Origin of the sequence: Actinophytocola sp. (assembly GCF_045807065.1) — a bacterium.
Classification (GTDB): Bacteria; Actinomycetota; Actinomycetes; order Mycobacteriales; family Pseudonocardiaceae; genus Actinophytocola.
Genome location: NZ_JBJMIE010000042.1, coordinates 1 through 12,338, shown reverse-complemented (window position 1 = coordinate 12,338; position 12,338 = coordinate 1). Strand labels below are relative to the sequence as shown.

Sequence of the window (12,338 nt, the reverse complement as noted above, 5' to 3'; positions counted from 1 at the left end):
GGCCGGGGACTTCGTCGTGTCGAACGCGAAGCGGCGGCGGACTATGCCGGCCGGGGCCGGTCCGCGCCGATGGCGACGCCGACGATCGTGCAGGTCTCGGTGCCGTGGTTGCGCCAGGCGTGCCGGGTGCCGTTCTGGATGACCACGTCGCCTGCTCGCAACACCGTCCGCTCGCCGTCGTCGAGTTCCAGCGTGACCTCGCCCGACGCGACCAGGACGTAGTCGAGGCTGTCGGTGGTGTGCATCCCCGGGGCGTCGGGCTCCATCGTGGCCGCCGCGCCCGGCATCTGCCGCTCCAGCTCGTCCCAGGCCGCGGCCACGTCGAGGTCCGGGGATGGGACCAGCTCACCGGGCGGGATCGTGTTGATCATGAAGCGCGATCCGTCCCGAGGCGGGAAGTACGCCTCCGCGCCGCGCGGCGCGCCGTCGTCCGGGAACGTGGGCCGCTCGTCCCGGCCCCACAGCCGGTAGGCCGCACAGCCGGGCATCAGCTCGGACGTGATGGGCTCGACCACGCCGTCGTCGACCACGCGGGCCCTGCCCTCGGCGTCGTGCCCGGTGACCACTCGGCGAACTCCCATGCGCTCCACTCCTTAATACGCCACCGTATTGATACGGTACCGTATCCAGCGCTGGCGGGACCGTCAATACGCACGCGTATCCTGTGGCCCGTGGTGAGCGAGTCGACCCGGCTGTCCGCCCGGGACTGGGCGCGGGCCGCGCTGAAGGCGATCGCGGACGGCGGGCTGGCCGCGGTCGCGGTCGAACCGCTGGCGCGGACACTCGGCGTGACCAAGGGCAGTTTCTACGCGCACTACCGGAACCGCGACGAGCTGGTCACGGCCGCGCTCGCCGAGTGGGTACGAACCCACGGCGACGAGGGGCTCGCCGAGCTCGCCGCGATCACCGATCCGGCGCAGCGGTTGCGCGACCTGCTCACCACGGTCGTGCACGCCGTCCAGCCGCTGGCCCCATCGGTGCACCTGAGTCTGCTCGGCGACCGCAACGACCCCCGGGTCAGGAACGCGGTCCGCCAGGTGAACCGGGCCCGGCTGGACCTCCTGGCCCGCACGTACCGCGAGCTCGGCCTACCGCCGGACCGGGCGGTGTCCCGGGCGCGGGTCGCCTACGCGGCCATCCTCGGACTGCTGCACCTGGCGCAGACCGACCCGGACGCCCCCAACTCCGCCGCACTCGCCGACGAGGCGACGACGATCTTCCTGCCGTCGTGAGGCACGCGCGTCCCGCCTCGCGTACCTTCGCTACCAGCGCATACGCTGAATCCGACCGGAGGAGCTGGACATGCCCCATGCCGTGGACTTCGACACCGTGTCGACCGTCGGCCTGGAGTCGTCGCCGGTCGCGCCCGCGCTCGCCGGCCTGCGGGCGAACGAGGCCCGGTACTTCAAGAACAAGTACGACCACGTCTTCACGGTCGAGCCCGCGAGCGACGCCGGGCCGACCATCGACTGGGTGGCCCGGATCCTCAAGGAGGAACGCGGCATCGAGATCTCCGCCCGCCCGCTCGAAGCGACCGCGTTCGAGGTCGAGAACATCCGGATGGCATACGTGTTCTACGAGAACGGCCTGTCGATCAACGTGATGTACACCCTCGAAGACTCCGGCAAACGAGCCGTCGGCTTCAAACTCTCCGACGGGATGGAGGTCCCCGCCGAACTCTCCTCGTTCAAGTTCGCCCGACAGAAGTCGAAGCTGGCCGGAACCATCCGCGGCTCCTACTTCGTCATCAAGAACGAGTACTGACCCCGGGGGCGGCGTGCTGCTCAGCCCGCCCTGCGTTCGAAGGTGACCAGGACCCCGTCAACACCTCCCGGCCCGATGCGGCCCTTCACCTCCGTGGCCGTGATGGCCTTCAGTTGCCAACCCTTCGCCGCGTGCTCGTTGAGCACGCTTTCGAGCTTCGCGCCGGACATCTTGCCGCCGAGCAGCTTCTCCCGAAGCTCGACAACCTTGTACTCGTACTTTTCCGCCATACCCCGAATGATGGCGCAAACCCCCACGCGCCGCCGGTCGGAAGTTTCGTGGACGGGTAGCGTGCGCGAGTCTGGACCGGGTGTCATGGGCTGTCCTGAGCGGGTCATGATGAACGCGGCTGCCGCGCTGAGCATTCACGTGACGGCCGCCTCGGCAGGTCTTACCGCCGCCAACTTCAGGCTGCAGAAAGGCGCCTACAACCCGGCCATCGCCGAGCTTGACGGGGTGCTACCAAGGCGAAGCTCTCCGATGTCGTCGACCCCGAAGCGCCCTTCCACCCCGCCTGCGGCTGACCCGTTGTCCGGTCCCTGATGTCCGGCGTCCGAACCACGAAGCCGGACAACGCATCGCGCGCTAGACACGGCGTCATGAGCCGTGAACCAGACAGGAGACAACGATGCGCGCGACCGTGATCGCGGCTGTGCTGACGCTTCTGCTCAGCGGGGCTGGTCAAGCCACAGCGGAGCCCGCCGATGCGTTCCAGGTGTTCCTGGACCCCGCGGGGTCGGACACCAACTCCGGGCTGAGCGCCTCGGCGCCGGTGAGGACCCTGACCCGGGCACAGGAGGTGCTGACCGCGGCGCAGCCACAGACAGATGTCGAGGTCCGGATCAAGCAGGGCACCTACACCGCCCCGACGACCACCTGGACCTACATCGTGCCGGGCCACACCGTGAACTTCATGCCGACCGACTACGAGTACGGCGACGGAGTCGACGACATCGCGGGACGCCCCGTCTTCCGCGGCAACGGCACGGCGGGGTACTGGTTGCGAGGCAAGATGCCCGACACCATGCCGCAGGGCGGCGACGGCGGCCTGCGGTTCTACTATCTGCGGGTGGAACGCTACAGCGAGGGCGGAATCGCCCTGGCGGGCCGCTACCAGACCGTGGACGGCCTCCGCGTCCCGGCGGACGCGGGCTTCAACCACAACAAGGTCTTCGGCATGGAACTGGTCGACATCGGCTCCAAGTGGTCGTCGGCCGGCTACGCCTACGGCGGCGTGGACCTGGTGAACTCCAGCGGGAACGTCATACAGGACAACCATTTCGTGCACCTGGAGAACACCGGCAGCCAGACGGCGCTGCTGCACGGCGTGTACATCGCGCACCACAGCAGCGACAACGTCATCGTCAACAACGAGTTCGCCTATGTCAGCGGCGACCCGGTCCGCGCCCGCAACGACAGCAACCACAACGACATCTACGGCAACGTCCTCGAACGCACCGGCCAGAAGGGCCAGTTCTCGGACTGGTTCTGCGACACCAGCACCGGCTGCGTCGACTCGACACACCCGCGCGAGTGCGCGTCACAAGGCAACCTCTTCCACGAGAACGACAACATCTCCGGCTACGACGGCGCCTCCCTGTCGAACTGGGCCATGATCGTCGGCAGCCTCACCTACTCCGGCGCCGCCCCGTGCACCAACGACGGCGAACAGCGGGTTCGAACGTGGGGCAACACCTGAGTTCTTGCCGTGCCTCCTTGCCGGGGCGTCCCGGCAAGAAGGCAGAACGGATGCCTGTACTACCGAGTGATGGTGAGGGGCACCGCTCGGCGCGGCGCCCCTCAGTACCGTTCCGGAATGGCCCGGTGCCTGCCCGCACTTAGCGGAGTTGACCTGCACTGGGACGACCAGCTCGTGCGGGTGATCCGCAAGGGATCGAGGCCGAGCAGTGGCTGCCGGCCAAACAGGAGTCGTTCGTGTGGCTGCACCGGCTCCGTCACGACAACGACAGCACCATTCCCCTGACCGGGCGTTACGACACCACGAACACGTGGTCGGCCCACCGTTACTGCACCTGTTCCAGCACAAGCCCAACGGCTGGAAGTGGGAAGTCCCACGCGATACCACCATTTACAAGTTGCTCGACCAGGCCCTCGGCCACACCAGCTTGACAGCCGCCGACAACGAACCGCTGCGTTACCGGCCCCACGACTTCCGGCGGATGTTTGCCACGGAGGCCGTCACCGGCGGCCTCCCGGTCCACATCATTTTTGGCCAAACAATCCCGTCTAGTGCATGATCTCCTCACCAGGACGGGTTCACACCAGCCATTGTCCCTGCTAGTTGTGGGAAGGTGAGAATTCCCAGGGTGGGGCCGATTCGCTCGGTTGTGGTGAGCACCGGCGATCTCGAGCGGAGTGTCACTGCTTACCGGGACGGGCTCGGGTTCGGTGTCGTGGCCGTCGGCGTGATCGATGATCGGACTGCGGCACGCTGGCTTGCGCCGGCTGTGGCGGGCGCGCCGTACGTGACGGTTGCCTCGGCGAGCGGCGTGGGTGGTGTGATCCAGATGGTGGAGGGCGCGGCCACACCTGGCTACCTGCCGATGCGCAGTTTTGGCTGGGCGGCGCTGGAGTTGTCGGTGGCTGACGTCGATGTGGTGTTCGCTGGCCTTGGCGCGGGGTTCACGACGCTGCGCGCGCCGGCGCCGCTGACCGGCAGGGCGGGAGCAGTGCTGCGGTCGGCCCAGGTGGCAGGGCCGACCGGCGAGGTGTTGTACCTGACTGAGATTCGCGGCGAGCTGCCGCCGTTCGAGTTGCCGGGCCGGCCGGATCCTGGTGTTGGTGCGGTGGATGGTGTCTACGGCGTCGTGTATGCCGCCGAGGATCTGGAGCTGGCTCGGACCTGGTGGGAGGAAACGTTTTCGGTGCGCCGCTGTTCGGACCGGTTCGGTGCGATCGGTGTGCTCAACCAGGCATTCGGGTTGCCCGCGTCCGCCGTGCACCGGCTCAGCTCGGTTCAGCTGGCTGGACGGAACCTGGTTGAGATCAACCAGTATCCGCCGCTGGCTGTCCGGCGTCCGGTGCTGTCCGGTGCCCTTCCGCCGGGAGTCGCCGTGGTCGTCGTCGATGCGCCGAAAAGCGCGCCGCGCGTGCTGGTGACCCCGGACGGTGCGATTCTCGAGTTGCGGCCGTCGGCCTTTCGTTGAGTTGATGATGAATACTGGCTAGCGTTTCTCTCGCGGCGACGGGTCGGGCGAACGAGGGAGTTACCGATGCTGTGTTCCTCGACAGGTCCTGGCTGTCGCCGATTCATCGTCGTGTTGTCGATCGGCATGCTGATGATGTCCGGCTGCGGTTCCGACGGCGAGGGTGGCGACGCCGCGACGGCCGGGGTGCTGCGTGTCGGGGTCCAGACCTTGCCGCCGGGTCAGGGAAATCCGTTCAGTGCAGTGGGCTCTCCGAGCATCTACACCTGGTCGCCGATGTTCGATGCGCTCACCGTGGTGAACGCGAACGGCGAACCGGCCCCTGCTTTGGCGCGGAAGTGGGCGTCGACCAGCCGCACGACGTGGACGTTCACCCTGCGTTCCGGTCTGAGGTTCAGCGACGGCGAGAAGCTCGACGCCGCCGCGGTCGTGGCCACGTTCGACTATCTTCACTCCGACCCGGGCAGGGCCACCGTCGTCGGGAAAGAGCTGCTCACGCTGAGCGCGAGCCGGGCGGTCTCCGCAACCGAGGTCGAGTTCACCACAGCGGCGCCGGATCCGATCCTGCCGAACCGGATTGCCACGATGTACATCGTCGCGCCGAAAGCCTGGGCCGAGCGGGGCCCGGGAGGGTTCGCCGCCAGTCCGGTGGGTTCCGGTTCTTATCAGGTCGAGTCGTGGAATCCGGGAAAGGTGACCTTCACCGGCTTCAACGGCTCCTGGCGTAGACCCGTGGTGCCTCGACTCGAGATCACCGAAATTGGTGAGCCGGCGGCCCGCCTGCAGGCTCTGCAGTCCGGCCAGCTCGACCTGGTACTCGGCCTGTCCCCTGACCAACAGGCACGGATCACCGCGGCTGGCGCCACAGTCCAGGTCACCCCGGCCCCGCAGGTGATGTCCCTGGCGTTCGTCACGACCAGGGGCAGCACACCGCTGAGCGACCGGCGAGTGCGACAGGCGCTCAACTACGCCGTAGACAAGAACTCCATTGTGGACAACGTCATGGCCGGGCTTGGCCGGCCGGCGAGCCAGGGCGCCACCCCCGGTGCCTTCGGCTACGCCGAGGACGTCAAACCGTATCCCTACGACCCGGCGAAGGCCAGACGGCTGTTGGCCGAGGCGGGCGTAGGCAGTGGTTTCGCGCTGCCCGCCGAGGTCGTGGTCGGCACCTACCCCGCCGACGCGGAGATCTACCAGGCGATGGCGGCCGACCTGGCCAAAGTCGGGGTGCGGGTGACGTTGCGTCAGGTGCAGTTCGCGGCCTGGCTGGACAAGTACACCAAGGGCACCTGGGACACGCCCGCGTTCGGGTTGTCCTGGAATACCGCACCGATCCTGGACGCCTCCCGTCCGTACGCCCTGTTCTCCTGCGCGAAGACGCCGGCGTTCTTCTGCGACGAGGCGGTAATGCCGTTACAGGCCAAGGCGAGCACCGAATTCGACACCGGACGGCGGGCAACGCTGCTCGCTGACCTGGCCAGGGCAGCGCACGACAACCCACCAAGCCTGCTGCTGGTCGAACAGATCGACCTCAACGCGACCGCCGGTGGGGTCAAGGGCTACCACGACGTCAACCGGGTGATCAACTACCACGAGCTGACCGTGGGCTCGTAGCGACGTGGCGCGCGTCCTGCTCAACCGCGCCGCGCAGTTGGCGATCCTGCTGATCCTCATTTCGACGGTGCTGTTCTTCGTGCTACGGCTGACCGGTGATCCGGCCGTCGTGCTCGCCGGCTCGGACCCCACCCCGGACGCGGTGGCCCGGATCAGCGCCCACTACGGGCTGGACCGACCCTTGCCGGCGCAGTACGCGACGTTCGTCGGCAACGTCCTGACCGGAGACCTCGGCACGTCACTGGCCACCGGTCAACCTGCCCTGGACCTGGTGTTCGCCCGGATCACCCCGACCCTGTCGCTGGCGGCCACCGCGATCACCGTCGACGCGGTGCTCGCCGTCGTGGTGGGTACCTGGCTTGGTGCCCGCACCGGCTCCATCGGCCGCCGGGTGGTCAGTTCGGGCGTCTTCGTCGCCCAGGCCGTACCCGCCTATGTCGTCGGCCTCCTGCTCATCCAGGTCTTCGCCGTCGACCTGCGCTGGCTGCCCTCGATCGGCGCCGCCGGACCGGGCAGCTGGGTGCTGCCGTCGCTGACGCTGGCTGCTTTCCTTGCTCCGCAACTGATCCGGATCGTGGCTACCAACGTCGCCGAAGCCATGCGCGAGGACTACGTTCGTACCGCGTTGGCGACCGGTGCCGGCGGTGCGGCCCTGCTCGTCAGGCACGTGCTGCCCAACGCCCTGCTGGCCACGGTCGCCGTCATCGGCACCCAGTTCGCCTACCTCATCTCCGGTGCCCTGCTCACCGAGGTCATCTTCGGCTGGCCGGGGCTCGGCCGGCTGCTGGTCGAGGCGGTCACCCGGCTGGACTTCCCGGTGGTCCAGGCCACCGTCGTCGTCGTCGCCGTCGGCGTGTTCGTCGTCAACACCGGGCTGGACCTGGTGTTCCGGATGCTCGACCCACGCCTGCGGAGCGCATCGTGACCGGGCGGCGGGTCGGCCTCGGCATCGCGGCGCTGCTCGGCGTCCTCGCGGTCATCCAGCCGGTGCTGGCGCCCGCGAACCCGTACGCCGCCGACCTCCCGCACCGGCTGGCGGCTCCGGACTGGCCTTCGCACCTGCTCGGCACCGATCAACTCGGTCGCGACGTGCTCTCCCGGGTGCTGGCGGGGTTCCCGTGGTCCCTGGGTATCAGCCTGGTGGCGACCATCGTGGGCGCGGCCATCGGCACGCTCGTCGGGCTGCTTGCCGGCTGGCGCACCGGCTGGTCGCGTGCCGTGTTGACCAGGCTGATCGACCTGATGATCGCCTTCCCGTACCTGGTGGTCGCGGTCGTGGTCGTCGCGCTCGCCGGTCACGGGTTCTGGCCGCTGGCGCTGACGCTCGGCCTGGTGACCTGGCCCAGCTACGCGCGGGTGACCTACGCCGAGACGCTCAGCGTCCGGACCCGCCCCTACGTGCTCGTCGCACGCCTGACCGGCGCGGCGTCGGCACGCATCCTGGTCACCCACGTGCTCCCGGCACTGGGCGCGACCCTGCGGGTGCTGTGCGCGCTGCAGTTCGCCGAGGTGATCATCGCGGAGTCCGGCCTCTCGTTCCTCGGTCTCGGTGCCCCGCTCGGCACACCGACCTGGGGCAACATGCTCGCCGACAGCCGCGCGCACCTGGTCGACGCGCCCTGGCTGCTGCTCGGACCCGGCATCGCGATCGTGCTGGCGGTGACCGCGGCCAACCTCGTCGGAACCGACTCCGCGATCCGCGGCCAAGTGCTCCCCCGCCGGCGCACAGCAGGCCCCGGTCCATCAAGAGCGATCGGCGAGCCGGACGACGCCGCGGCGATCACGGTGCGGGGGCTGACGGTGACCTTTCCCGGCGGCACCGGCCCCCGTCCGGTGGTTCGTGACGTCAGCCTGTGTCTACGGCAGGGCGAGACGCTCGGTCTGGTCGGCGAGTCCGGTGCCGGCAAGACGACGCTCGCGATGAGCCTGTTGGGGCTCGTGCCCCCGCCCGGCGTGGTCACCGGCTCGGTGCGCGTGACGGGCGAGGAGATCCTCGGCGCGGACGAACGCCGGTTGCGCTCGTTACGCGGCGCGCGGATCGCGATGGTGTTCCAGGACCCGATGATGGCACTCAACCCGGTGCGGACCATCGGGTCGCTCCTGGTCGAGTCGATCCGCCGACATCAACACCTGTCCAGGAAGGACGCACAGGTGCAGGCCATTCGGACGCTGCGACGGGTGGGTATGCCGGCCCCCGAAGAGCGTGTGCGGGCCTACCCGCACACACTGTCCGGCGGCCTACGCCAGCGAGCCGTGATCGCCCTTGCGCTGGCCAATTCGCCGGCAGTACTGGTCGCGGACGAGCCCACCACCGCGCTGGACGCGACGATCCAGGCCCAGGTTCTCGACGTACTGCGCGAGCAGGCCAGCACCACCGCCATCATCCTGATCACCCACGACCTCGGCGTCGCCGCGCAGACGTGCGACAGCGTCGCCGTGGTCTACGCCGGGCGGATCGTGGAGATCGGACCCACCGCGAGCCTGCTGGCCATACCGCGCCACCCCTACACGCGGGGGCTGCTGGCCGCCCGGCCACACTTCGCCACCCCCCGGGCACCACTGCACCCCATCCCCGGACAACCACCGGCACCGGGCCAGGAGCCGCCCGGGTGCCGATTCGCCCCGCGTTGCCCGGTCGCCGAAACTCGGTGCGAGGGCGACGAACCCGCGCTGCGGGCCGTCGGCGACGTGCAGGTTGCCTGCGTCAAGGCCGGCGATGCCGATGGCTGAGCCACTGGCTGAGCCACTACTGCGTGTCGAGAACCTCACCGTCACGTTCACAGCCGGAGGCCGGCCGCTGCGCGCCGTCGACGACGTCTCACTGACCGTTCACAACGGGCACACGGTGGCGCTGGTCGGGGAGTCCGGTGCCGGCAAGTCCACGGTGGCGCTGGCCGTGATGCGGACCCATCGCCCGGACGCCGGCCGCATCCACTTCGCCGGGCAGGACATCACCGATCTCAACACCCGCGCATTGCGAGCCGTGCGGCGGCGAATGCAGCTGATCCCCCAGGACCCCTATGCCAGCCTGGATCCGCGGATGCCAGTGGGACGCATCGTCGCCGAACCGCTACGTGTACACCGGATAGCCGGTGGCCAACACATCGCGACCAGAGTCGGCCGGCTACTGACCGAGGTCGGCCTCGAGCCTGACGCCGCCGAGCGGCTTCCCGCGCAGTTCTCCAGCGGACAGCGCCAGCGCATCGCCATCGCCAGGGCGCTCGCCCTCACCCCCGAGCTGCTCATCGCCGACGAGCCGGTCAGCTCGCTGGACGTCTCCGTACAGGCGCAGATCATCAACCTGCTCACCGGCCTGCAACGCACGCGCGGCATCGCCTACCTCGTCATTTCGCACGACCTCGCACTCGTGCACCACATCGCCGACCAGATCGTGGTGATGTACCTCGGTCGCGTGGTCGAACAGGGCAGCACAGAAGACATCGTGGCACGCCCACAACACCCCTACACCGCGGCGCTGCTGTCAGCAACGCCGGTGATCGGCCGCACCGGCCGGGAACGGATCGTGCTCCGCGGTGAACCGTCCTCAGCCCTCGACCGGCCCTCCGGATGCCACTTCCACCCACGCTGTCCCATTGCCGAAAGCCGTTGCGCCACTGAGGATCCCGTACTGAGCGAGGTGGCGCCCGGGAAATGGGTCCGGTGCTTGTTCCCCGGCCGGCTGATGCCGGGCAGATGAGGAGGACCCGAGTGGGGCGGCCGTTCATCGAGTTCATCCAGGCACAGGCACTTCCCTGGCGACGCGACACGGTGCCGGGTCGGCACTCGGTCGAAACGCGCGAGCTCAGCGCCGACGTCGACACCGGGGCAGCCAGCCTGCTCCTGCGCTACCCGCCCGGATGGCGGACCGTCGAGCCAACAGTCCTGAGCATGGACGAGGAACTGTTCGTGCTCGCCGGCGACCTCACCATCGGCGCAATACGCCATACCCGATACGGATACGCACACCTGCCAGCCGGCTACCACCGCGACGGCATGGCCTCCGCCTCCGGAGCCATCGTGCTGACCTTCTTCTCCGGCCTGCCCACCGCGGCAGCGGATCGGGACCGGCTCGTCGAACGACGAAGCGCCCTCGACGGGACATGGAGCGGGAACTTCCACCCGCGGTTCCCACCGGGAGCCGGACGCAAGTTCCTCCGCCAAGATCCGCACAACGGCGAGGAGACCTGGCTGCTGGGCACCATGCCACTACGCAACGGACAGCGCCCGGAACGCCACCCCGTCGTCGAGGAGATGTACCTGCTCTCCGGCGAACTGATCGGACCCGTCGGCGTGATGCGCCCCGGCGCCTACTTCTGGCGACCACCACACGAATGGCACGGCCCGTTCGGCACGCTCACCGGCAACCTGATGCTGTTCCGCACCAAAGGCGGCCCACTGTCCACCACCTACACCGAGCACGAAACCCACTTCACCTGGTCGCCGGACCACCACCCGATCCTGCCGGACCACCTCCGCCGCTACGGCACCCCCACCGCGAGCACAACCGCATACTGAGCAACGCCGACGAGGGACCGCATCCTGACCGAGGCAGCCCCTCGAGCCGCGAGCTACCCGGACGGTGAGTTCGGCACACACTCAAGGACCAGTGGCGGGTTTTTCGGCCGTTCGGCTGTAGGGGCCATGGTCCGGCGGTCTTTCGTTCGACGCCGCCTCCTCCAGCGGGCTGGGCGCCCATCTCACTCGGGTGGCTTCGGCCTGCCGTTGCGCGGGTTGATCTCGATATACGTCTTCTGCCCTTTCCACTTGGTGATCGGGTTGATGGATCCGGCGCCGTCCGGATCCGAGGGACCGTAGGACGTGATGACGTCTTTCTTGCTGCCCGCGACAGTGATCGCCACATCGCCATTCTTGCGATAGTAGACATCCACCGGTAATCCGTTGTCGTTCACTCCGGTGAAGATGTTGTCTGGTTTGTTGAGGATTTCAGCCTGCATTTCCTGGGTCCATTTGTGGCTGGACTGCGCGTGGCCGGGGCGGCCTGCCACGCCTTCAGCCTCCCGGGCGCCCGCCACCTCTCGCGGCGCGAGTTGCCTGCGGAAGTTCGCGCGTATCTCCGGCGACTGCTCGATGCGGGCGCGAGTGGCGGCCTGGACCGGGTTGTCTCTGGCGAACGGGCCCTCGAGGATCCGCTCGTTGGGCAGGTCGCCTTCGGTGATGCGGCGGAGGGTGGTCTCCACCGACTCGATCTCGGCGCGGATGGCGTCGACCCGGCGCTGGGTCTCCCTGATCAGCTCCTGGTTGCCGAGGTCGCGTGCGGTGGCCGCGTCCTTGCGTGCCTCGTCGAACCGCTCCTTCAGGGTCTTGCCCGCGTGGTCACGCAGCCGTCCCTTCAGCTTGCCCTCGAAGGACCTGTCCTTGCGGGCCGCACGCACGGCCGGGTCGCCGAGCAGCTCGTCGATGGTGTGCAGGCGGTCCTCGACCTTCGGCGTCCGAGGGCCGGACCCTGCGGGTTTGCCAGACGCCTCGATGGGTTTCGGCGGGGCCTGGAGCTCACCCGTGCGACCGCCGAGGAGCTTCACCAGCTCGGGCGCCTTGACCGCGCCGGTCGCGACCAGCCTGCGCAGCGCCGCGACCACCTCGGCCGACGACAGCACCGACACGGTGGCGGTCGCGGTCGCGCCACCCATGCCACCCATGCCGCCGATGCGGGGTGAACCACCACCGCCGCCGCGGGGCGGGGCGCCGAGCACCGGCAGCATCCAGATGTCGAACGCCGTCCACGCCAGCATGGCCACGTGGAGCCAGCCCGCGAACCGCAGGTGAGCCTCGATC

Annotated in this window: 13 protein-coding genes; 10 read left to right on the top strand and 3 right to left on the bottom strand. The window is 68.8% G+C overall.

Annotated features, from left to right (window positions below; genetic code table 11):
• Positions 1-41: 41 nt before the first annotated feature.
• Positions 42-581, bottom strand: a complete 540-nt coding sequence (locus tag ACJ73U_RS02375; protein WP_407775823.1) for a cupin domain-containing protein — start codon at positions 579-581, stop codon at positions 42-44.
• A 90-nt stretch (positions 582-671) separates the two neighbouring features.
• Between ACJ73U_RS02375 and ACJ73U_RS02370 the strand changes: the two genes are divergently transcribed.
• Entirely contained in the window at positions 672-1,232 is a 561-nt protein-coding gene (locus tag ACJ73U_RS02370) for a TetR/AcrR family transcriptional regulator (RefSeq protein WP_407775822.1), read from the top strand.
• A gap of 70 nt (positions 1,233-1,302) precedes the next feature.
• Positions 1,303-1,764 (top strand): phage tail protein, encoded by a 462-nt coding sequence (locus tag ACJ73U_RS02365; protein ID WP_407775821.1) that lies wholly within the window; start codon positions 1,303-1,305, stop codon positions 1,762-1,764.
• Between the two features lie 20 nt (positions 1,765-1,784).
• On the opposite strand, the gene ACJ73U_RS02360 is transcribed toward ACJ73U_RS02365, so the two are convergent.
• Positions 1,785-1,994, bottom strand: a complete 210-nt coding sequence (locus tag ACJ73U_RS02360) for a DUF4177 domain-containing protein (RefSeq protein ID WP_407775820.1) — start codon at positions 1,992-1,994, stop codon at positions 1,785-1,787.
• Between the two features lie 398 nt (positions 1,995-2,392).
• Here ACJ73U_RS02360 and ACJ73U_RS02355 point away from each other — a divergent pair, with 398 nt between their 5' ends.
• From ACJ73U_RS02355 to ACJ73U_RS02320, 8 genes are all read left to right on the top strand, one after another.
• Positions 2,393-3,463 (top strand): hypothetical protein, encoded by a 1,071-nt coding sequence (locus ACJ73U_RS02355; RefSeq protein WP_407775819.1) that lies wholly within the window; start codon positions 2,393-2,395, stop codon positions 3,461-3,463.
• Positions 3,464-3,773: 310 nt separating this feature from the next.
• The gene (locus ACJ73U_RS02350; protein WP_407775818.1) at positions 3,774-4,022 is read left to right on the top strand and encodes a hypothetical protein; all 249 of its coding nucleotides are present in this window, start codon (positions 3,774-3,776) and stop codon (positions 4,020-4,022) included.
• 93 nt (positions 4,023-4,115) lie between these two features.
• The gene (locus ACJ73U_RS02345) at positions 4,116-4,931 is read left to right on the top strand and encodes a hypothetical protein (RefSeq protein ID WP_407775817.1); all 816 of its coding nucleotides are present in this window, start codon (positions 4,116-4,118) and stop codon (positions 4,929-4,931) included.
• Positions 4,932-5,042: 111 nt separating this feature from the next.
• A complete protein-coding gene (locus ACJ73U_RS02340) occupies positions 5,043-6,545 on the top strand; it encodes an ABC transporter substrate-binding protein (protein WP_407775816.1) in 1,503 nt (500 codons plus the stop codon).
• 4 nt (positions 6,546-6,549) lie between these two features.
• Entirely contained in the window at positions 6,550-7,470 is a 921-nt protein-coding gene (locus ACJ73U_RS02335) for an ABC transporter permease (protein WP_407775815.1), read from the top strand.
• Positions 7,467-9,275, top strand: a complete 1,809-nt coding sequence (locus ACJ73U_RS02330; RefSeq protein WP_407775814.1) for a dipeptide/oligopeptide/nickel ABC transporter permease/ATP-binding protein — start codon at positions 7,467-7,469, stop codon at positions 9,273-9,275. The genes ACJ73U_RS02335 and ACJ73U_RS02330 overlap by 4 nt, the downstream gene beginning before the upstream one ends.
• Positions 9,268-10,242, top strand: coding sequence for an ABC transporter ATP-binding protein (locus tag ACJ73U_RS02325; RefSeq protein WP_407775813.1), 975 nt, complete (start codon positions 9,268-9,270; stop codon positions 10,240-10,242). The genes ACJ73U_RS02330 and ACJ73U_RS02325 overlap by 8 nt, the downstream gene beginning before the upstream one ends.
• 11 nt (positions 10,243-10,253) lie before the next feature.
• Positions 10,254-11,060 carry a DUF4437 domain-containing protein gene (locus ACJ73U_RS02320; RefSeq protein WP_407775812.1) on the top strand — a complete coding sequence of 269 codons (807 nt, stop codon included), beginning with the start codon at positions 10,254-10,256 and terminating at the stop codon, positions 11,058-11,060.
• A gap of 182 nt (positions 11,061-11,242) precedes the next feature.
• Here ACJ73U_RS02320 and ACJ73U_RS02315 read toward each other — a convergent pair.
• On the bottom strand, positions 11,243-12,338 hold a 1,096-nt coding region (locus tag ACJ73U_RS02315), incomplete at its 5' end, for a hypothetical protein (RefSeq protein WP_407775811.1).

What these genes read in the sequence shown, in the direction of transcription:
- ACJ73U_RS02375 (WP_407775823.1), bottom strand. Translation starts at nt 581, where the DNA reads ATGGGAGTTCGCCGAGTGGTCACCGGGCACGACGCCGAGGGCAGGGCC.
- ACJ73U_RS02360 (WP_407775820.1), bottom strand. Translation starts at nt 1,994, where the DNA reads ATGGCGGAAAAGTACGAGTACAAGGTTGTCGAGCTTCGGGAGAAGCTG.
- ACJ73U_RS02355 (WP_407775819.1), top strand. Translation starts at nt 2,393, where the DNA reads ATGCGCGCGACCGTGATCGCGGCTGTGCTGACGCTTCTGCTCAGCGGG.
- ACJ73U_RS02365 (WP_407775821.1), top strand. Translation starts at nt 1,303, where the DNA reads ATGCCCCATGCCGTGGACTTCGACACCGTGTCGACCGTCGGCCTGGAG.
- ACJ73U_RS02325 (WP_407775813.1), top strand. Translation starts at nt 9,268, where the DNA reads ATGGCTGAGCCACTGGCTGAGCCACTACTGCGTGTCGAGAACCTCACC.